Origin of the sequence: Paenibacillus sp. A3 (assembly GCF_001399685.1) — a bacterium.
Lineage (GTDB): Bacteria > Bacillota > Bacilli > Paenibacillales > NBRC-103111 > Paenibacillus_G.
Window position 1 is genome coordinate 1 of record NZ_JTHN01000030.1, and the last position, 17,168, is coordinate 17,168.

23 protein-coding genes are annotated in these 17,168 nt (G+C 54.8%); 8 read left to right on the plus strand and 15 right to left on the minus strand.

All coding sequences use genetic code 11. The annotated features are described in order from the left end of the window. Positions 1–155, minus strand: a 155-nt coding sequence (locus tag QJ48_RS39330) for a helix-turn-helix domain-containing protein (RefSeq protein ID WP_337589615.1), incomplete at its 3' end; no start/stop codon positions are given. Then, entirely contained in the window at positions 152–343 is a 192-nt protein-coding gene (locus QJ48_RS35600; protein WP_082420339.1) for a pentapeptide repeat-containing protein, read from the minus strand. The genes QJ48_RS35600 and QJ48_RS39330, both read right to left, overlap by 4 nt. Before the next feature lie 209 nt (positions 344–552). Here QJ48_RS35600 and QJ48_RS04415 point away from each other — a divergent pair, with 209 nt between their 5' ends. Further along, positions 553–915, plus strand: coding sequence for an MmcQ/YjbR family DNA-binding protein (locus tag QJ48_RS04415; protein ID WP_193394398.1), 363 nt, complete (start codon positions 553–555; stop codon positions 913–915). Positions 916–1,035: 120 nt separating this feature from the next. Here QJ48_RS04415 and QJ48_RS04420 read toward each other — a convergent pair whose 3' ends face one another. Further along, entirely contained in the window at positions 1,036–2,031 is a 996-nt protein-coding gene (locus tag QJ48_RS04420; protein WP_054972437.1) for a LacI family DNA-binding transcriptional regulator, read from the minus strand. A gap of 385 nt (positions 2,032–2,416) precedes the next feature. Between QJ48_RS04420 and QJ48_RS04425 the strand changes: the two genes are divergently transcribed. From QJ48_RS04425 to QJ48_RS04455, 7 genes are all read left to right on the plus strand, one after another. Continuing rightward, positions 2,417–3,190, plus strand: a complete 774-nt coding sequence (locus QJ48_RS04425; protein WP_054972438.1) for an MBL fold metallo-hydrolase — start codon at positions 2,417–2,419, stop codon at positions 3,188–3,190. 76 nt (positions 3,191–3,266) lie between these two features. Continuing rightward, complete coding sequence (locus QJ48_RS04430) at positions 3,267–3,683, plus strand: Lrp/AsnC family transcriptional regulator (protein ID WP_054972439.1); 417 nt, start codon at positions 3,267–3,269, stop codon at positions 3,681–3,683. A gap of 226 nt (positions 3,684–3,909) precedes the next feature. Then, a complete protein-coding gene (locus QJ48_RS04435; protein ID WP_054972440.1) occupies positions 3,910–4,386 on the plus strand; it encodes a MarR family winged helix-turn-helix transcriptional regulator in 477 nt (158 codons plus the stop codon). A gap of 69 nt (positions 4,387–4,455) precedes the next feature. After that, complete coding sequence (locus QJ48_RS04440) at positions 4,456–5,670, plus strand: ArsA family ATPase (RefSeq protein WP_054972441.1); 1,215 nt, start codon at positions 4,456–4,458, stop codon at positions 5,668–5,670. Then, positions 5,657–5,896 carry a hypothetical protein gene (locus QJ48_RS04445; RefSeq protein WP_054972442.1) on the plus strand — a complete coding sequence of 80 codons (240 nt, stop codon included), beginning with the start codon at positions 5,657–5,659 and terminating at the stop codon, positions 5,894–5,896. Before QJ48_RS04440 ends, QJ48_RS04445 begins: the two co-directional genes overlap by 14 nt. A 57-nt stretch (positions 5,897–5,953) precedes the next feature. Further along, entirely contained in the window at positions 5,954–6,544 is a 591-nt protein-coding gene (locus QJ48_RS04450) for a hypothetical protein (RefSeq protein WP_054972443.1), read from the plus strand. Beyond that, positions 6,528–6,884: a DUF6463 family protein gene (locus QJ48_RS04455; RefSeq protein WP_054972444.1), complete on the plus strand. Its 357-nt coding sequence runs from the start codon at positions 6,528–6,530 to the stop codon at positions 6,882–6,884. Before QJ48_RS04450 ends, QJ48_RS04455 begins: the two co-directional genes overlap by 17 nt. 177 nt (positions 6,885–7,061) lie before the next feature. Here the strand turns inward: QJ48_RS04455 and QJ48_RS38495 are convergent, their stop codons facing one another. The 12 genes from QJ48_RS38495 to QJ48_RS04510 form a co-directional block, all read right to left on the minus strand. Beyond that, entirely contained in the window at positions 7,062–7,175 is a 114-nt protein-coding gene (locus QJ48_RS38495) for a putative holin-like toxin (protein WP_237762807.1), read from the minus strand. Between the two features lie 128 nt (positions 7,176–7,303). Then, positions 7,304–7,636: a cytochrome o ubiquinol oxidase subunit IV gene (gene cyoD / locus QJ48_RS04460; RefSeq protein ID WP_054972445.1), complete on the minus strand. Its 333-nt coding sequence runs from the start codon at positions 7,634–7,636 to the stop codon at positions 7,304–7,306. Position 7,637: 1 nt separating this feature from the next. Continuing rightward, on the minus strand, positions 7,638–8,249 hold the full coding sequence (gene cyoC / locus QJ48_RS04465) for a cytochrome o ubiquinol oxidase subunit III (protein WP_054972446.1): 612 nt from the start codon (positions 8,247–8,249) through the stop codon (positions 7,638–7,640). Beyond that, positions 8,249–10,222, minus strand: coding sequence for a cbb3-type cytochrome c oxidase subunit I (locus tag QJ48_RS04470; RefSeq protein WP_054972447.1), 1,974 nt, complete (start codon positions 10,220–10,222; stop codon positions 8,249–8,251). The genes cyoC and QJ48_RS04470 overlap by 1 nt, the downstream gene beginning before the upstream one ends. A gap of 43 nt (positions 10,223–10,265) precedes the next feature. After that, on the minus strand, positions 10,266–11,282 hold the full coding sequence (gene cyoA / locus QJ48_RS04475) for a ubiquinol oxidase subunit II (RefSeq protein WP_054972448.1): 1,017 nt from the start codon (positions 11,280–11,282) through the stop codon (positions 10,266–10,268). Positions 11,283–11,540: 258 nt separating this feature from the next. Next, positions 11,541–11,807, minus strand: a complete 267-nt coding sequence (locus tag QJ48_RS04480) for a hypothetical protein (protein ID WP_054972449.1) — start codon at positions 11,805–11,807, stop codon at positions 11,541–11,543. Between the two features lie 236 nt (positions 11,808–12,043). Next, complete coding sequence (locus QJ48_RS04485; RefSeq protein WP_054972450.1) at positions 12,044–12,565, minus strand: GyrI-like domain-containing protein; 522 nt, start codon at positions 12,563–12,565, stop codon at positions 12,044–12,046. Positions 12,566–12,683: 118 nt separating this feature from the next. Continuing rightward, positions 12,684–13,703, minus strand: coding sequence for a Gfo/Idh/MocA family protein (locus tag QJ48_RS04490; protein WP_054972451.1), 1,020 nt, complete (start codon positions 13,701–13,703; stop codon positions 12,684–12,686). Further along, on the minus strand, positions 13,700–15,463 hold the full coding sequence (locus tag QJ48_RS04495) for a CRTAC1 family protein (RefSeq protein ID WP_054972452.1): 1,764 nt from the start codon (positions 15,461–15,463) through the stop codon (positions 13,700–13,702). The genes QJ48_RS04490 and QJ48_RS04495 overlap by 4 nt, the downstream gene beginning before the upstream one ends. 19 nt (positions 15,464–15,482) lie before the next feature. Further along, the gene (locus QJ48_RS04500; RefSeq protein WP_054972453.1) at positions 15,483–16,436 is read right to left on the minus strand and encodes a DUF1702 family protein; all 954 of its coding nucleotides are present in this window, start codon (positions 16,434–16,436) and stop codon (positions 15,483–15,485) included. Between the two features lies 1 nt (position 16,437). Then, positions 16,438–16,701: an acyl carrier protein gene (locus QJ48_RS04505; protein WP_054972454.1), complete on the minus strand. Its 264-nt coding sequence runs from the start codon at positions 16,699–16,701 to the stop codon at positions 16,438–16,440. A gap of 18 nt (positions 16,702–16,719) precedes the next feature. Then, on the minus strand, positions 16,720–17,168 hold a 449-nt coding region (locus tag QJ48_RS04510; protein WP_157261508.1), incomplete at its 5' end, for an SDR family oxidoreductase.

Here is a 17,168-nt window from a genome sequence, read left to right on the forward strand (position 1 = left end):
AACATCTGGTGGATCAGCGTCGTTTGCTCCTCCGTAGGGTAGATGCGAAAGCGAAAAGCTTTATGATGCAACATGCGTAAATTTACCTCTTTTGGTGATTTTATGACAATTATAGAACATATGTTCGCATTCGTATACAAGATATGCTGATTCATCTCCCCCTTATCGAAGAGGGAGATGAATCAGCCTTAACGATAAACTGGCAGCCCGACGTCAACAGCTCCTCCAAATGAGCGGCACGAAACCGGCAGCGCGTGAACGTGCAGTTACGCAGCTCCCCCTCGCGAAAATCCGCTTGACTAAAATCTTTTTCGGTAAACGATTGATCCGCATATTCAAACATCCGATATCATCCATTCCTATAAATAGTAGGAAAAAAGCGAGCTAAACCCAAACAAAATAAGAACAAATGTTCTTATTTTTATCTTAGCAGATATCGGAAAAAGAAACAAGGTTTAGGTCGACAAGTTCATCCTTCTATTCTTCTGGCAAGAGCCCGGGGTCTTACGTTACAATATAGAGCAAAAACATGTCTCAAGGAGTCGTTAACTTATGATCGATCATGCCCGTCTTATGGAGTACGGACTGAAGAAGCCCGGAACGAGCCTCAAGCATCCTTTCGACCCGGACCTGCCCGTGCTGTTCGTCGGCGACAAAATGTTCGCTCTGCTCGGCACCCATCAAGGCATCCCGAGCGTCAATCTGAAATGTGATCCCGACAACGTCTGGATCGTACGGCAAACGTATCCGACCGCCGTGCTTCCCGGCTACCATATGAACAAGCGGCACTGGAATACAGTCGTGCTGAACGGCCAAGTTCCGGACACCGAAGTACTGGACATGCTGGAGGAATCGTACCAGCTTGTGTACCGCAAGCTGACCAGAGCCGTGAAAGAAGCGATCAACGGCGGTTGACGCATCGGACGGATGAGACCGCTCAGAACCAGTCATCCTAGTTGCCCGCAAAATCTCTTTAATTATTTGTAAAATGAAAACAGCACCTGGTTGGATGCCGCTGCTGTACTATTCCGCTCCCTACGCCTTAAGCGCAGCCGTCGATTCCCTAACGACCAGCTCGGGCTTCCATTCGACCGTGACGCTTGCCGTCGAGCCGGCTCCAATCCATTTGAGCAACAGTTCGACGGAGCTCTGGCCGATGCTTTCCGCCGGCTGACGAACCGTCGTCAAATAAGGACGAAGACGGGACGCAATGTACTGATCGTCATACCCGATGACCGACATCGCCTCCGGCACACGCATCCCCTCCTCCGCCAAAGCGTTTACGATCCCGACCGCGATATAGTCGTCGCCGGCGAATACAGCCGTAGGCAGTTTCCCGCTCCTGATCCATGACTTTGCCGTTTCGTAGCCGAATCCGATTTCGTAGTCCCCTTGCACCACAGCGAACGGAGAAAGTCTCGCCTCCCGGAGCGCGTCCAAAAAACCTCTCTTGCGCTCCCGCGTGCTCAAAAAATATTCTGGCCCGCATACGTGGGCGATCGAAGTATGGCCTAACGAAAGCAAATGCTTCGCCGCTTCGTAGCCTCCGTAGTAATTATCCGTCAGCACCGAAGGGACCATGTGATCCCGTCTTTGATTATCGATGAGCACGAACGGAATGCTCCGCTTCTTCAATTGGGCAATATATCGATCCTCTTCCGGCAAAGACAATAGAATCAAGCCGTCCACTCGGTCTTCGTGCATCAAATCGTGACTTTCGCGGGAACGAACCTCGTTCGAGACGGAAAGCGCCAGAAAATAACCGTACCGGGCAAGCGTGCGGTTGATTTCATTGACGACCGTCTCAAAAAAACGATCATGCAGCGCAGTCATGATCAGACCGATAATGCGGGTATGACCCCGGGCAAGGCTTTGCGCTGCAGCATGAGGCCGGTAATCCAATGCCTCGATGGCGTCCAGCACCTTTCTCCGGTTTTTTTCCCGTACGTTGCCTGTGTTGTTTAACACCCGGGAGACGGTCACCACCGACAATCCGCAATATCTGGCCACGTCGTATATGCTTGCTTTCATGGGGCAGGCTCCTTCCGATGCGCGCTATGAAAATTAAACCGCTTTAATTTTTGAAATAGGCAAATCGAATCGCCGGATAACGGCAAGAAGCGACATCTATTTAGGAAAAATGTAACAATACTTTACTTTTGTGAGCCTATATTACCATCCTCCCCTTTGGATGGCAATGTGTTTTTTTGAATGACTCGGCCGTTGGACAGTGCCGCGCTTGTCGGACCGACCTCGATGCGGCGCAGCGAACGAGCGGAATTCGGCTCCCATCATTTTCTTCCGCCACGAAAGCAAAAGACGCTTTTCTCTTTCACCGGATTGTTCCGCAGCAGGCCCGCTTGGCGTTACAATACGAATAGAAAGCCAATAAAGCGAAAGCAGAGGTCCTGATCCCATGGAAATTCAAATCATCCGACATGCAACGCACTATATCGAATACGGCGGAAAGAAGCTGCTTGTCGACCCGATGCTGAGCCCGGCCGGAGCTCTGCCCCCCGTCCCGAAGACGCCGAATTCTTTTCCAAATCCAACCGTGAATCTGAAAGTTCCCGTATCTCATTTGCTGCAAGCCGACGCCGTCCTGCTTACCCATAGCCACCCGGATCATTTCGACGCAGTTGCAGCGGCGCTGCTGCCGAAGGATATCGTCTTTTTTTGCCAGCCGGAGGATGCCGGGAAGATTCGGGACCAGGGCTTTCGGGACGTGCGGCCCGTTGAAACGGGCATAGTGTGGGATGCCGTCAGCATCGTACGCACCTCCGGTCAGCATGGCACAGGCGAGATCGGCAAGCGCATGGGGCCGGTGTCCGGCTTTGTGCTGAATGCGCCCGGCGAGCCCGTTCTGTACATTGCCGGCGATACGATCTGGTGCCCGGAGGTGGAACAGACCTTAACACAACATGAGCCTGACGTCGTCGTGCTGTTCGGAGGCAGCGCGCAGTTCCTGCAAGGCGGACCGATTACGATGAACGAAGCGGATGTGGCGAAGGTCGCAGGGGCCGTTCCGGATGCCCAAGTCATCATCGCTCATATGGAAGCTTGGAACCATTGTCTACTGCGTAGAGAAGATTTGAAAGCGTACGTTGCCGGGCTCGGACTGGCGGAAAGAGTCCGTGTTCCGGAGGACGGAGAGTCCATCCGCTTCCATCCGTCCTCATCGCGGGTGTAACAGAGGAAGCCTTGTTTCCGACGGTCGGACACGGTACAATCGGTTTGAGCAATCTTCCATACAAGTAGGTGGTTTCATGGAACTGGATCAAACCGATATTGAGATTATCCGACTTCTCCGGCAAAATGCCCGTATCCAGTGGAAAGAGATCGGGGAAAACGTATTTCTGTCGGGGCAAGCGGTCGGAAACCGGATCAAGCGGCTGGAAGATCTGGGAATTATTCAAGCCTATACCGTTCAACTGAACGAGGCAAAAATGGGCCGTCCCGTTCTTGCCCTCATCACGGTATATATGAAATCGACGAATCACAGCGGTTTCGAGAGCTTTCTTCAGGAACAAGAGGCGGTGATCGAAGCTTACCGGATCAGCGGTGAAGGGTGCTATTCGGTTAAAGCCGCGGTGTCCGACCCGGCCGCATTGAATGTTTTGCTTGATGCAATCCTCCAGTATGGCAACTACAAGGTCAACCTGGCTATTGGAAAGGTTAAGTAGACGGTGTTTTATCGCCAATAGCGCCCCGAAATACGGGGCGTTATTTTCTGCTTGCCGAACCGCTGCGCTAGCCTAACCGCAGCCTGATTTCTCCCTCGCTTCATTTTCATACAAAACGTAAAGCTTCCTCTTGTCATTATTACGAAGTCGTAGTAAAATGAAATCATAAATTAGTTCCATATCGTAGTAAATGAATATCGCAATACATTGGAGGATGCAGCCGTTGATGGAGCAGATGCTGGAGCTATTTTTCAAACACGGTCTGCGGCCCATGAGCTTGATGGCGGAGGCGGCCGAGCTGGAGCAAACGCTGAACCGCTCCGAAATTTCCGCGCTCATGTTCCTCGAATATCGCGGCGAGCTGACCATGTCGGAGCTGGCTGCGGAACTGGGAGCGCCGCTCAGCACGGTGACGAGCCTGACGAAACGTCTGGTCCGCAAAGGTCTTGCCGAGCGCAATCAATCCGACAAAGACCAGCGCATCATTCTAGTCAGGCTGTCCGACGAGGGCCGCAAGCTGGCAGGCCAGGCGAAAGCCATGATGGAAAACATGTTTGCCCGCGTACAGGCAGCTCTCTCCCCCGAGGAGCTGCAGCAGTTTCTGACGCTCGCGGTCAAAGTAGGCAAAGCGCTGCAGCACAAAGAAGACAAAGACAGCGTGCCGTCCGATCGCACCGTCCGGAAAATCCGGATAGACGATTAAATTTGGTTGAACCGCAGCCCCTATTTTTTTAACTAAATACTACGAAATCGTAATAATTGGAGGGATACGATGAGAATCATTTTATATACCGGCAAAGGCGGCGTCGGCAAAACGAGCGTCGCTGCGGCAACGGGCGTCACGCTTGCGGCGCAAGGGCTTCGTACGCTTGTAATGAGTACGGATGCGGCTCACAGTTTATCGGATTCGTTCGATCAGCCGCTTGGCAGCAGCCCCGTTCCCATTGCCGACTGTTTATGGGGGCAAGAGGTGGACAGCTTGCGCGAAACGGAAAGGCACTGGGGCGCGGTCCAAGGCTGGTTGGCCGGCTTGATGAACTGGGCCGATCTTAGCGACGTGACAACCGAGGAAATGCTTGTATTCCCCGGTATGGAAGAGCTGTTCAGCCTGCTGGAAATCAAGCGCCATGCAGCCAGCGGCGACTATGACGTCATCGTCGTCGATTGCGCGCCGACCGGAGAGACGCTTCGGTTGCTCAGCTACCCGAACGTGCTCGGCTGGTGGATGGACAAAATTTTCCCGTACGAGCGCCGGTTGGTAAAGCTGGTGCGTCCCGTCGCCAAAATCGTTACAGGCGGGCTGGAGCTGCCCGACGATAACGTCATGAACAGTATCGAGTCGCTCGCCCGCGAGCTGGAGCTGCTGCAAAGCCTGATTCTCGATTCGGAGACGACCTCTATCCGCATGGTGCTTAACCCGGAGAAGATGGTCATCTCCGAGGCGCGGAGGGCGTTCACCTATTTGAACTTGTTTGGCTTCAATACCGATGCGGTGGTCGTTAACCGTGTGCTGCCGGAGGAGGCCGGCACCGGCTATTGGGCCGGATGGCGGGCGGCTCAAGATAAATATGAAGAAGAAATTCGCGACTGCTTCAGCCCGCTGCCGATCTTCCGTATCCCGCTGATGAAATCCGAAGTGCATGGCCTGCCGCTGCTCGCTCAAATGGGCGAAGCCGCTTTCGGCGGCCGCAATGTCTCGGAAGTGCTCCACTTGGGGAAGGTGCAGGACATCCGCAAGGAGGACGACGTATACTTTCTGGATCTGACGCTGCCTTTTATAGACAAAAGCGACTTGTCGCTCAGCCAGAAAGGCGACGAGCTGACCGTCCAAGCTGGCCCTTACAAGCGCAAAGTGGTGCTGCCGCGCATCCTGCTCGGCCGTCCGATTGCCGGCGCCCGGTTTACGGAGCAGAAGCTGTCGATCCGCTTCGGCGAAAGAGATCTGCCGGAAGAACCCAAAAAGGAGGAGAACGATGAGAGCCGATAAGGTAACAAGATTGCTGGACAACTTGTCGGAGGCGCAAGAAACGTTGATTTCCGAATTTATTCCCGCCGGGGCGCGCAGCCATTTTCTCGCTTCCCGCAGAGAAGCCCTGCTCGGCCTTCGCAGCCTGCTCGATGCCGCAATCGACCGGACGAAGGAGCCGACGGAGGCAGCCGGCAAAAAATCATCATCCAGCCGTTCCCGCGGTGTGATCGACATTTCCGATTGAGCTATAGCACAGTCTGCCACCCAAAGCTTTAGAGCTTGATATGAGGAGGAATTGCCCATGCTGCTCGACCGCTATTTGCCCGTTTACCACTATCACGAAAAGCATGCGATCGACGTCCGCGCGCCGAGGGATGCGGTCTATCGTGCGATTCGCGAAGTAAAATACGGGGACGTTCCGGTGCTGCGACTGCTGTTCGGCATTCGGATGCTTCCGTCCTGGCTGGCCGGCAAAGTGAAAACGGGGACTTCGGGCGACGACGAACCATTTATAAAGCGAATGATGCGCTATGGATTCATGCTGCTGGAAGAAGCCGAAGGGCAAGAGCTCTTGGTCGGCGTAGTCGGCCCATTCTGGAGACCGGTCGGTAACGAGCCGATCCGCTTGGATTCGGCACAGGCTTTTATCGATTATGACTCCCCGCGACATGCGAAGGCGGTCATGAATTTCCAATTGCGGGAGCAGTCGAACGGAACGATGACGGTCATGACCGAGACGCGGATTCAAACGAAGGACAGGGCGGTGCGGCTGAAATTCGGGCTGTACTGGCTGCTGATCTACCCCGGCAGCGCCTTGATCCGACGCGGCCTGCTTAGAGCGATTAAAACCAATGCGGAAAAGGAGCGAGTTGTTTATGGCAGCCAAACTTAAATCTTATTCGGGCACGATGCTTGCTTGGACGGCGGTACTGCATACGGTAGTCGGCATTTTCGTTTATTGGCAGCCGCTTGCAGATATCGGACGGAGCGGACTATTTAACAGCATTGATCCACATTACGACCGGGGTTCGGCCTTCTGGTTCCTGCTATTCGGCGCCCTTCTGTTTATGCTGGCCGAACTGATCCGCTGGCTGACCCAAGTCAAAAGAATGGAAATCCCGAAATTTATCGGCATCTACATGCTTGCGCTTTGTCTCGTCGGCGTCTTTTTCATGCCGGTGTCGGGCTTCTGGCTCGTCATTCCACAGGCGCTAATCATGATGCAGGATTGAGCCGGATGTGAATATATTAAATAATATATTATGTAATATTGTGAGTACGGAACCCGTACAATATTAAAAGAGAGTCGTGCGCCAACACGACTCCCATACAATAGCCGCTTTTAAGGGCGGTGGCTAAGCAGAATAAGAACTGATCATGAATCGACCGCTACCTATGCTGAGGGCGGTCTATTTCTTTTTGTTTTGGTTAATCGGATTGACAATGGTCACAACCAGAGTCAACATTGCAATAAGCAGCAAGCCGAAACTGATCATGAGCGTCAAAACGTCTTTAACCTCCACGGGCATCACCTCCCTTCCGAGAGGTTAGCGGACCGCCCATATAAGCCATACTATCGTGATACATAATTATACCTATAATATTCTAGCATTGAATAATAGAAAAAAGGGGCGATTTCTCGCCCCTCACCTCAATGCGCTACGGCATTGTAAGTCATAATCCAGATCGAGCCTGCTACGATGGTCAACAGAATAATCATGCCAAGCAGCAGCGCCATCATGTTCCAGCGGGCATTCTCGCCTTCGCGCAGGTGCATGAAGAAGACGAGCTGCACGACGAACTGAAGAATGGCCATCGCAAGAATCACGATCAGCGTCGCCGTCTTGCTCAGCATGCTGTTCAATACGATCGTAATCGGAATGATCGTCAAGATGATCGATAGCACGAACCCGATCGTATAAGACTTCAGCGAGCCATGGGAGCCGTGCTGGTCATGCGAAGAAGCTCCATGCGAATTCCCCATCTTACATCACCCCCATCAAGTAGACGACCGTGAGGACGAAAATCCAGACGACGTCAAGAAAGTGCCAGTACAGGCTGAGATTTTCCACTTTGCGCTTCGTGACGGGATTTATGCCGCGTTTGCGGAGCTGAAGCATGAGCCCGATCATCCATACCAAGCCAATCGAAACGTGCAAACCGTGCGTCCCTACCAACGTGAAGAACGCGGATAGAAAAGCGCTGGTGGAAATCGTCGCGCCCTCGTGCACCATATGCACGAACTCCGTCACTTCCAGCGCGATGAACGCCGCGCCGAGCAGCGCGGTGACCGCAAGCCAGCCTATCAGCTGCTGCTTGTTGCCGCGATGCATCGCAAGCACCGCAATCCCGCTCGTAAAGCTGCTTGTCAGCAGGATGAACGTTTCGGCAATAATGCCGGGCATTTGAAACAGTTCCTCGGGCGTCGGTCCCGCATTCGTATTGCCGCGAAGAACGATATAGGTGGCAAACAATGTGCCGAATAAAATAACGTCCGTAATCAGAAAGAGCCAAAAGCCGAACGTCTTCAGCGACTCTTGATCGTGATGATCGTGGTCGTGAGCGTCGTGTCCGTGATTTGCCGCTGTATGTGCCATTAAGCTTTTGCCCCCCTTGCCAGTTGCTCTGTGCGCTTCACTTCATCGACCGGAATGTAATAGTCGGTATCGTACGAGAACGAACGCGCCAGCATGCAGATCGCGATGCCGACAAGCGCCGGAATCGTCAGCCACATCCAGTTCCATACGAACCCAAATCCGGCGAAGAACCATAGCGCGGACTTGATGAACGGAATCGCCGAGTTTTTCGGCATATGGATCGGCTCCAGCTTCGCATCCGGAATCGGAGCAAGCGGCTTCTCGCCTCTCTGCTTCCGCTCCCACCAGTCGTCCGTTTCCTGCACGGTCGGCGTAATGGCGAAGTTGTACATCGGCGCCGGCGAAGGAATTGTCCACTCGAGCGTACGACCGTCCCAGATGTCGCCAGTCGTATCTTTTTCGTGATTTTTGATGCTGTAAGCGATCTGCCATACTTGGAAAATGAACGCGATCCCCATCAGGAAGCCGCCGATCGTCGAAACGAGGTTGAGCGGTCCCCAGCCCATGTCAAAATCGTACGTATACGTACGGCGCGTCATGCCGTCCAGTCCGAGGAAATATTGCGGCATGAAGCAGATATAGAAGCCGATGTTCCAGAACCAGAACGCCCATTTGCCGAGACGCTCGTTCAGCCTGAAGCCGAACATTTTCGGCCACCAGTAGTACAGACCTGCAAAGTATCCGAACACGACGCCGCCGATCAGCACTTGGTGGAAGTGCGCAATCAGGAAGTAGCTGTTGTGAAATTGGAAGTCAGCAGGAGCAACGGACAGCAGCACGCCGGTCATCCCGCCGATAACGAAGCACGGAATGAACGCGACCGCCCACATCATCGGTGTCGTGAACCGGATCCGGCCGCGGAACATCGTAAACAGCCAGTTGAACACCTTAACCCCTGTCGGTATGGCGATCAGCATGGTCGTTATCGCGAAGAACGCATTGACATCCGCGCCCGAGCCCATCGTGAAGAAGTGGTGGACCCACGTAAAGAACGACAGCACGCTAATCCCGATCATCGCGAATACCATCGAAGAGTAGCCGAACAGCTTTTTCCTGGAGAAGGTCGCAACCACCTCGGAGAAAATACCGAACGCCGGCACGACGACGATATACACTTCGGGGTGACCCCACATCCAGATCAAGTTGATATACATCATCGGGTTACCGCCGCCGTCGAGCGTGAAGAAATGCGCGCCCGCAAAGCGGTCAAGGAACAGCAGGAACAACGTCACGGTCAAAATCGGGAACGCGAAAATGATCATGATACAGCTGGACAGCACCGACCAGGAAAACATCGGCATTTTCATCAGCTTCATGCCGGGCGCGCGCATTTTGAGAATCGTAACGATAAAATTGATCCCCGTCGCCAAGCTCCCGATCCCCGAGATTTGGATCCCCCAGATGTAGAAGTTTTGACCGACGCCCGGGCTGTGGGACAGCTCGGACAGCGGCGGATATGCCAGCCAGCCCGCATCCGGCGAACCGCCGATGACGAACGAAATGTTAAACAGCATTGCCCCGAAGAAGAACAGCCAGAAGCTGAGCGAGTTCAGAAACGGAAACGCAACGTCGCGCGCGCCGATTTGCAGCGGGACGACGACATTGAACAAACCGAACATGAGCGGCATCGCCATGAATAGAATCATGATGACGCCGTGCGTCGTGAAGATGGCGTTATAGTGATCCGCCTGCAAAAATTCGACGCCTGGCATCGCCAGCTGCAGCCGCATGAGCAGCGCATCGACGCCGCCGCGGAACAGCATGAGAATGGAGCAAATAATATACATGATGCCGATCCGCTTATGGTCGACGGTCGTCAGCCATTCGCGCCACAGCCAGCCCCATTTTTTGAAAAACGTAAGCACGAAAACGATGGCTACCATCGCAAGCCCGATGCTTACCTGTGCCCCGAGAATTAGCGGATCCCCGGTGACGAAAAACTCCGATGCGAATTGTTTAATGGTATCCAGCATGAGTGGGCCTCTTTTCTTTATAGAAATAAATCAAGCGTTGCGTTTATTTTCCGGAGGCGCTATGAGCTCCGTGAGCCCCGTGGCCTTGGCCCGCGGTTACGTCCTCCATCTTGTTGCTGCTGACTGCAGCGCCCTGCTTCCCGCCAGATTCGTTTCCGCTGCCGCCGGATACCGCTCCGTGACCGCCATGAGCGCCATGCGAGCCTCCGACCGCATATTTCGTAACGATGTTGTAGAACAGGTTATCCGGGAACGATGAGAAAAACAGCTCGCCGGAGCGGCCCGGTTTGGCCAATGCGTCATAGCCAGCTTGGGTCAACGGACTTGCCGACTTTTTGATCCCTGCGGCCCACTTGTCGAACTCTTCCCGCGACGTCGCATGTACGTCGAATTTCATATCGTTAAAGTGCTCCCCGCTGAAGTTCGCTGCGGTGCCAAAATATTTGCCTGCCTCGTCGGCTTGCAGATACAAGGTCATCGCCATGCCGGACATCGTGTACATTTGTCCGCCAAGCTGAGGGATCCAGAACGAGTTCATCGGAGCGTCAGACGTCAATTCGAACTTGATCGGTACGCCCTTCGGAATTTGCAAATAGTTCACTGTCGCAATTCCCTGCTCCGGATAAGTAAACAGCCATTTCCAATCCAACGAAGTCGCTTGAACGACAATCGGCTTCTGGTCCGATTGAATCGGCTTGGAAGGCTCCAACGCGTACGTATATTTTACCGTCACGCCGCCCAGAATAAGGATGATGATGATCGGAATCCCCCACCAGATCATCTCCAGCTTGGTGCTGTGCGCCCAATTCGGCTTATATGCCGCCTTGTTTCCTTTCGCGTCGCGATAGCGCCATACGATAACTGCCGTCATGGCCAGCACGGGCACCAATACGATAAGGCAAAGCACGGTCGAGATCACGATCAGGTCTCGCTGGTCTTGGGCAATCGGCCCTTTCGGGTCGAACACCATCATTTCTTGTCCGCAGCCGGTTAGCAGCGCCATCATCAGGATGAACAGCAGCGCTAGCGAAATTCGGCCGATCTTTACCGGTTTTCTCATGTCGATCCTCTCCCAAGCTCTCCGAAATGCTATGATTGTTCTGACTGTGAGCCAGATCACTCTATAGAACCACCATAACAGATTACGACAAAATGTTCGCGGTACTTAACAAATACGTCAATGTTTCGTCATTTTTCTGCAAAAAAATTTTCACGAAGCTGACAAATATTTTGCACTTGTTAAAATATGACACCCCAAATAACACCAAAAACCCCTCCGGGAGATCCCGAAGGGGCTAAAATTTGCGTGTTATGTCACTTATTTACTGTCGTCTTCCGCTTTCGCTCTGGAATGGACGAGATGGATGGCCGTACGGATTACATAAATATGAACGCTGCCAACCATGAACCCGACCCCGACCATGAGGGACGTGTTACGATCACTGAAGTCATGCAGATTAAATAAACTAAGCAGCAATCCGATTCCAAGCAGCACCCATGCTGTCGCCGTCATCAAAGCTACCAATCTGCCCACATTGCGCTCGTTTCCGGTTCCTTCGGCCAAAACTGCCGTTTTCGTCGTCATAGCGATCACTCCTAAACCATTGAAAGTGCTTTCTCTTCCAATAGTATACCACACTTTTGCGATTTTGTTCATATAAAATTCAATTTTTGATCAAATTTCAGACAAATTTTTTTTGAAGAGCTCGCTCGATTCACCAGCAGCGATTCGATGCGAATGTCCGCTGCCGGACATAAATAAATCGCCCTCCCCGCCAAGAAGGCAAGCTGGAGGGCGATTGCTTTTCCCTGCAATCCGGATCACTTTTTAACGACGGCCATGCTGATCTCGTAATCGAACGTCTCGATTTGATCATGCGGAATTTCGAACGGATTGACCGGGTTTAGCGGATACGTTTCGATCCAATAGACATCGTCCGATTGATCCAGCTCGTACCCGTTCTCTTTGATCCAGTTGATGAGATCAAAATAAACCGTGTTCAGCTCTTTCCATCCTCCGCGGAAATGAGTCGTTACGTACTCCCGCTCCGGCACTTGGAACAGTTCCATCGGCTGCGCCAGAGTGGCGTGCGACTCGACCTGCACCCCGATTTTTATTTCGAAGCTGCTGATGTCGCTCCCCAAAATGCGCTGCGGGGAGAAGGTGTAGGCCACATCGCCTTGCAGCCGCATCGGATGGCCCTTCGGAATCAGACTGTCTACCTGCCTCCAAGACTTTCTCACTTCCTTGCCCATTTCAGCGTAATTCGCCACAACCGGATGTACGGCTGCGGTAAAAGCAGGAATGCGTCTGACGGAAGCTTTCAAATCCGTGCTTTTCATGATTGGTTTCCTCCTCGAATCGTGGAATTAATAGGCTTTCACATGAAGTAACGAATCGCAGAAGGAAAACCATACAAGCTGGCGAAAAAAATTTTTTTCGCGGCTTCGGCGACACCCGTCACGGGCCCGGCAAAGCCCGGAACAACGCCTCCATCGTACGGAGCGCTTCCCGACCGCTGACGGCAGGGGCGCTGCGCGTCCGAATGCTGCGGATGAAATCGTCGGCCACGCCGGAGCACAAGTACCCGTCGCGACGCAGGGAAAGCGCCACGTTTTCCTGTTCCGTCTTCCCGCTGCCGTAGTCGGCGAGGGTGATGCCGTCGAAGGTCTCGCCCATGACCAGCATCCCCCGCTCGCCGTAGATCACGGTCCGATGATCCTGCAGCGGGTTGCTCCAGCCGACTTGAATCGTGCCGATGGCGCCGCCGGAAAAGCGCAGCGCCAGCGCCGCATTGTCTTCGATGCCCGCGATAGGGCGCCGATGAGCGGAATAGACGGTCATTTCGGCGATTTCGTCGTCCAGCAGCCATCGCATCAGATCGAGCCGATGGATGCCGAGGTCGCCGATGACGCCAAATCCGGCGCTGCCGCCCTGCAGAAACCAACTCGCGGCTCCGTCTACGCTCCACGTCTCCGGACCGCCGTGCTGGAACTGCGTAGCGAACTGGATGACCGCGCCGATCCGCCCGGAAGCGATCAGTTGCTTGGCACGCCGGAACACCGGATGCAGCCTTTGATTATGGCCGACGGCCAAGACGAGCCCGTATTGCTCCGCCGCTTCGACCATGCGGATGCAATCTTCGCGGACAATCGCCATGGGCTTCTCGACCAGCACATGCTTGCCGGAACGCAGCGCCTGAAGGCTAATCTCGGCATGCAGCGCATTCGGCGCACACACGACGACCGCGTCGATATCGCTCGATGCGAGGAGGAATTCGTGCGAATCGTATGCCTGCGGGACACCGAACGATTCGGCGACCGTCTTCGCGCGGTCCCCGTCGGGGTCGCACACGGCGGCCAGCTTCGCGTCGGGGTTATCGAGCAGCTCCGGGAGATGGCGCGTCTGCGCGATTTTGCCGCAGCCGATGACGCCGACGCGCACCGACGCTTGATCTACATTCAGACTCCGCTCCTTCATTTCGCACCTGCCGCCGGGACCGGACCATCCGGTTCCGTCACTTTCAGAATCTGATTGGCTTTCACCTGCGTCAGCTCCTGCAGTCGGCCGCTCGGCCAGCGGATCGTGATCTTGTCCGCTTGCGCCGCATCCCCAAGACCAAAGTGCAGACGCGGCTCGCTCTGGGCTCCGTGCGAATTGCCGCCGTCCCGCTCCATGACCGTCTTCACGCCTTGGACCTCGAACGTTACACGCGCTCCGACGGCTTCCCGGTTGCTCGGCGCCGTCCCCGTCAGCTCAAGCTTGATCCAATTGTGATTTGTCGTATTGGTCGTCTTATATACTTTGGGCTGGGCGCCTTGATTCGCGAACACGAGGTCCAGCACTCCGCGGTTCCACAAGTCGACGGCAGCGACGCCCCGGCTGTCGGAATCGAACGTAATTCCCGTTTCCTGAGCAATGTCTTTGAACGTTTTTCCGTTATTCCAGAACAGCCGTTTTTTCTCGTAACCGGACAAGCTCTTGTCGGCGAAGGCGGGCCAGTTTTTCATATCCTCCACGATCGTGCCAGGGGTTGTGGCCAACGTGCCGAGATCAAACCAGTAGTCCCGTTTTTTGCCCGCCGAGATGAACCCGTTCGTGACTATTAAGCTGAAATTGCCGCTGTTATCCGCGTCGAAAAACCGCGCCCCCCACGAGAACCCCGCCAGATTGATCCCCATTTCCTCCGCGCGGTCGACGTATTGGCCTTGGGCATTGGGATGCCAAAGCTGATTACCTTCCAAAATATACCTCGATTTGCTCACATTCGTGACATAAATGGCCAGATTGCCGTCGTGAAACACATCGGCAAATTCCGCATTCATTCCCTTGTACGTATCGTCTCCGATGCCTCTCGGCTGTATGATGCGTTTAAATCGTTTGCCCTCCTCGTTCAAGTAGAGCACGTCCGGTCCAAAATCGTTGGCGTTATACAGGTCGGGCCAGCCGTCGTTGTTCAAGTCTCCTGCCGCCGTCGCGAGCGTCCAGCCCCGGTCCTCCACTCCGAGCTCGTCGGCTACATCGGTGAACGTGCCGTCCCCGTTGTTGCGAAGCATCACGTTTTTGCCGCCGTTTCGCGCCTTCTCGAAATCGTTGTGCATGATTTTCGTCGTGGTGAGATGGAACAAATTGTTTTTTTCGTGAAAATAGCCACCTAAATAGATGTCCAAAAGACCGTCGCGATTATAATCCAGCGAGATGGCTTTGGCGTAGTTTCCAATATAGTTGCTGACGCCGCTTTTCTCGGATACGTCTGTAAACGTGCCGTCCCCATTATTATGGAACAGTTGGCTCGGCCCACCCCACTTCCCGATGAAAAGGCTCGGATGCCCGCTGTTGTCGTAATCGATCCACAGGGCCGTCTCGGAGACGGCTTCCCGGTTCACGTCCGCAAGCCCCAGCTTGGGCGCCACGTCGGTAAACGTGCCGTCCCCGTTATTATGGTAAAGAGCGTTCATGCTGTTCGCCTTGGAGCTGATGAAGTACAGATCCATAAGACCGTCTCCGTCGTAATCGCCGACGGCCACGCCCGCGCCTGTCGATTGCAGCCAAGGCATGATGTTGTCCCCTTTGGAATCGAACTGCGCCTTCTCGTGCTTAAATTTAATGCCCGCTTGCTCCGTGACGTCCGTATAGGAGATGCCGTATTCGGTGCTGCGGCCCCCCGTTCCGGCGGAGCAGCCGGCCACTAGAACAAGAGCCGCACTTAAAATGCCCACTACCCGGATTATCGATTTCATCGCATGGTCTCTCCCCTTGTTAACTTTCGTTTGCCAGACGCCGGCGGACGCCATCCAGCCAGTCGGTATAAAAACGAACTCCCGCCCCGCCGTCCAGTAGCTCCTGTCTGACCTGATGCACCGACCGGACATATCCGTGAATCATATCCGCCGCCTCGGACGAAATGCCTTCCAGCTTCGCCGCAAATCCCGGGGTCTGCAGCCTTCTGGCCTCCCAGCCGAACGCAAGCCCTTGCCGAAAGGCGGGACGCAGCTCCTCAGGCATCGGGCGGCGCAGCTCCAGCGCCCGGTGCGGATCGTCGAACAGGCTGTAAGCGACGGCCAGCCCGACTCCGCTCATCGTGTCGCCGCGACGCTCGGGCGGCAGACGCTGCACGTCTTGCATCACCCGCAGCAGGTTGAATTCGTGCAGAAACCACAGGCAACGGCCGAGCCCTTGATAGCAAACCCGCTGCCCGAACGGACCGAATTCCGCAAAGCGCGCGACGATCCCCGGATTTGTCCCGAAGCGGAACAACCCGGTGCGGAACCCGGCCCCGTCAAACACGATAGGGCCATAGAGCGGGCTTAGATCGCGCAGAAAACGGCGGTAGCCTGTTTGGCGAAAGCCGTAGCGCATTGACAGCCACCAGCCGAGCCCCACGTAATATTGGTACAAATAGCCCGGCGCTACCGCGTTCATGGCTTGTTCGAGCCGCATGCGTTCGGAGCGGAGAAACAGCGTCCGGGCTCCGAGCCCCATGCCGAGCCCCTCATACGCGAACCCCCGGTAAAACTCGTCGAAACGTCCGTCCAGTTCCTGCCGAACCGCCTCGGGCTCCAGCCGGCGGCTGTTCAGCACGCTGTTGTAGCCGTACAGGAAAGCGGTCAATATCGATTGAAAACGGTCGACAAAAAACGGATCGTCGCTTTGAAGCGGCCGGACTTTCCGCGCGACGGACGCATAATTTTGCCGGAGCCATTGTACCCGCATCTTAGTCTCCTTTAGCTTCGACAAACCGGACGATGTCCTCCAGCGTGCGAATCTGCGTCAGCTCCTGCTCCTCCAGGCGAGTCCCGAATTCGCGCTCCAAGTGCACGGCCAGCTCAAGCGCCGTCAACGAATCGACCCCTAGTTCGGGCAGCGGCGAAGTTAAGTAAACGTCGTAATCCTGGTTTTCGCCGAGCTCCCCTTCTCCGGTAATTTCAAATGCCAGCTCGACCAAGCGTCTCTTCAAAGCTTCCTGATTCCGTTCCATCCCTCGACAGCTCCTTTGTCAATATAATCCCCCGTCCGCCACCAGCACGGAACCGGTCATGTACGAAGCGGAATCCGACAAGAGGAACAGGACCGCCTCGGCGATTTCTTCGGGCCGGCCGAGCCTCCTGAGCGGAATGCCCCGCGTCAGTTTTTTCTTTCTGTCATGCTGCAGATGGCCGAGCATGCCGGTTTCCACATAGCCCGGAGCGATGGCGTTCACCCGTACCCCGAGCGGTCCGGCCTCGCGCGCCAGCGCCTTCGTAAATCCGATGACGCCGGCTTTCGCCGCCGAATAGTTCGTCTGCCCGGCCGTGCCGCTGATGCCGGCAACGGACGCGACGTTAACCATGCTGCCCCGGGAGCGGGCCAACGAAGGAATCGCTGCTTTGGCAACCGGGAATAAAGCGGATAAATTCACCTGCAGCACGTCCTGCCAATGCCGTTCCGGCATCGTGTAAAGCGGAC

Excerpts from the sequence above, each read along its gene's own strand:
- QJ48_RS04455 (WP_054972444.1), top strand. The coding sequence starts at position 6,528 with ATGGCAGCCAAACTTAAATCTTATTCGGGCACGATGCTTGCTTGGACG.
- QJ48_RS04420 (WP_054972437.1), bottom strand. The coding sequence starts at position 2,031 with ATGAAAGCAAGCATATACGACGTGGCCAGATATTGCGGATTGTCGGTG.
- QJ48_RS04505 (WP_054972454.1), bottom strand. The coding sequence starts at position 16,701 with ATGGAACGGAATCAGGAAGCTTTGAAGAGACGCTTGGTCGAGCTGGCA.
- QJ48_RS04415 (WP_193394398.1), top strand. The coding sequence starts at position 553 with ATGATCGATCATGCCCGTCTTATGGAGTACGGACTGAAGAAGCCCGGA.
- cyoA (WP_054972448.1), bottom strand. The coding sequence starts at position 11,282 with ATGAGAAAACCGGTAAAGATCGGCCGAATTTCGCTAGCGCTGCTGTTC.
- QJ48_RS04500 (WP_054972453.1), bottom strand. The coding sequence starts at position 16,436 with ATGCGGGTACAATGGCTCCGGCAAAATTATGCGTCCGTCGCGCGGAAA.
- cyoC (WP_054972446.1), bottom strand. The coding sequence starts at position 8,249 with ATGGCACATACAGCGGCAAATCACGGACACGACGCTCACGACCACGAT.
- QJ48_RS04490 (WP_054972451.1), bottom strand. The coding sequence starts at position 13,703 with ATGAAGGAGCGGAGTCTGAATGTAGATCAAGCGTCGGTGCGCGTCGGC.
- QJ48_RS04470 (WP_054972447.1), bottom strand. The coding sequence starts at position 10,222 with ATGCTGGATACCATTAAACAATTCGCATCGGAGTTTTTCGTCACCGGG.
- QJ48_RS04425 (WP_054972438.1), top strand. The coding sequence starts at position 2,417 with ATGGAAATTCAAATCATCCGACATGCAACGCACTATATCGAATACGGC.
- QJ48_RS04485 (WP_054972450.1), bottom strand. The coding sequence starts at position 12,565 with ATGAAAAGCACGGATTTGAAAGCTTCCGTCAGACGCATTCCTGCTTTT.
- QJ48_RS04445 (WP_054972442.1), top strand. The coding sequence starts at position 5,657 with ATGAGAGCCGATAAGGTAACAAGATTGCTGGACAACTTGTCGGAGGCG.
- QJ48_RS04435 (WP_054972440.1), top strand. The coding sequence starts at position 3,910 with ATGGAGCAGATGCTGGAGCTATTTTTCAAACACGGTCTGCGGCCCATG.
- QJ48_RS04480 (WP_054972449.1), bottom strand. The coding sequence starts at position 11,807 with ATGACGACGAAAACGGCAGTTTTGGCCGAAGGAACCGGAAACGAGCGC.
- QJ48_RS35600 (WP_082420339.1), bottom strand. The coding sequence starts at position 343 with ATGTTTGAATATGCGGATCAATCGTTTACCGAAAAAGATTTTAGTCAA.
- QJ48_RS04430 (WP_054972439.1), top strand. The coding sequence starts at position 3,267 with ATGGAACTGGATCAAACCGATATTGAGATTATCCGACTTCTCCGGCAA.
- QJ48_RS04495 (WP_054972452.1), bottom strand. The coding sequence starts at position 15,463 with ATGAAATCGATAATCCGGGTAGTGGGCATTTTAAGTGCGGCTCTTGTT.
- cyoD (WP_054972445.1), bottom strand. The coding sequence starts at position 7,636 with ATGGGGAATTCGCATGGAGCTTCTTCGCATGACCAGCACGGCTCCCAT.
- QJ48_RS04450 (WP_054972443.1), top strand. The coding sequence starts at position 5,954 with ATGCTGCTCGACCGCTATTTGCCCGTTTACCACTATCACGAAAAGCAT.
- QJ48_RS04440 (WP_054972441.1), top strand. The coding sequence starts at position 4,456 with ATGAGAATCATTTTATATACCGGCAAAGGCGGCGTCGGCAAAACGAGC.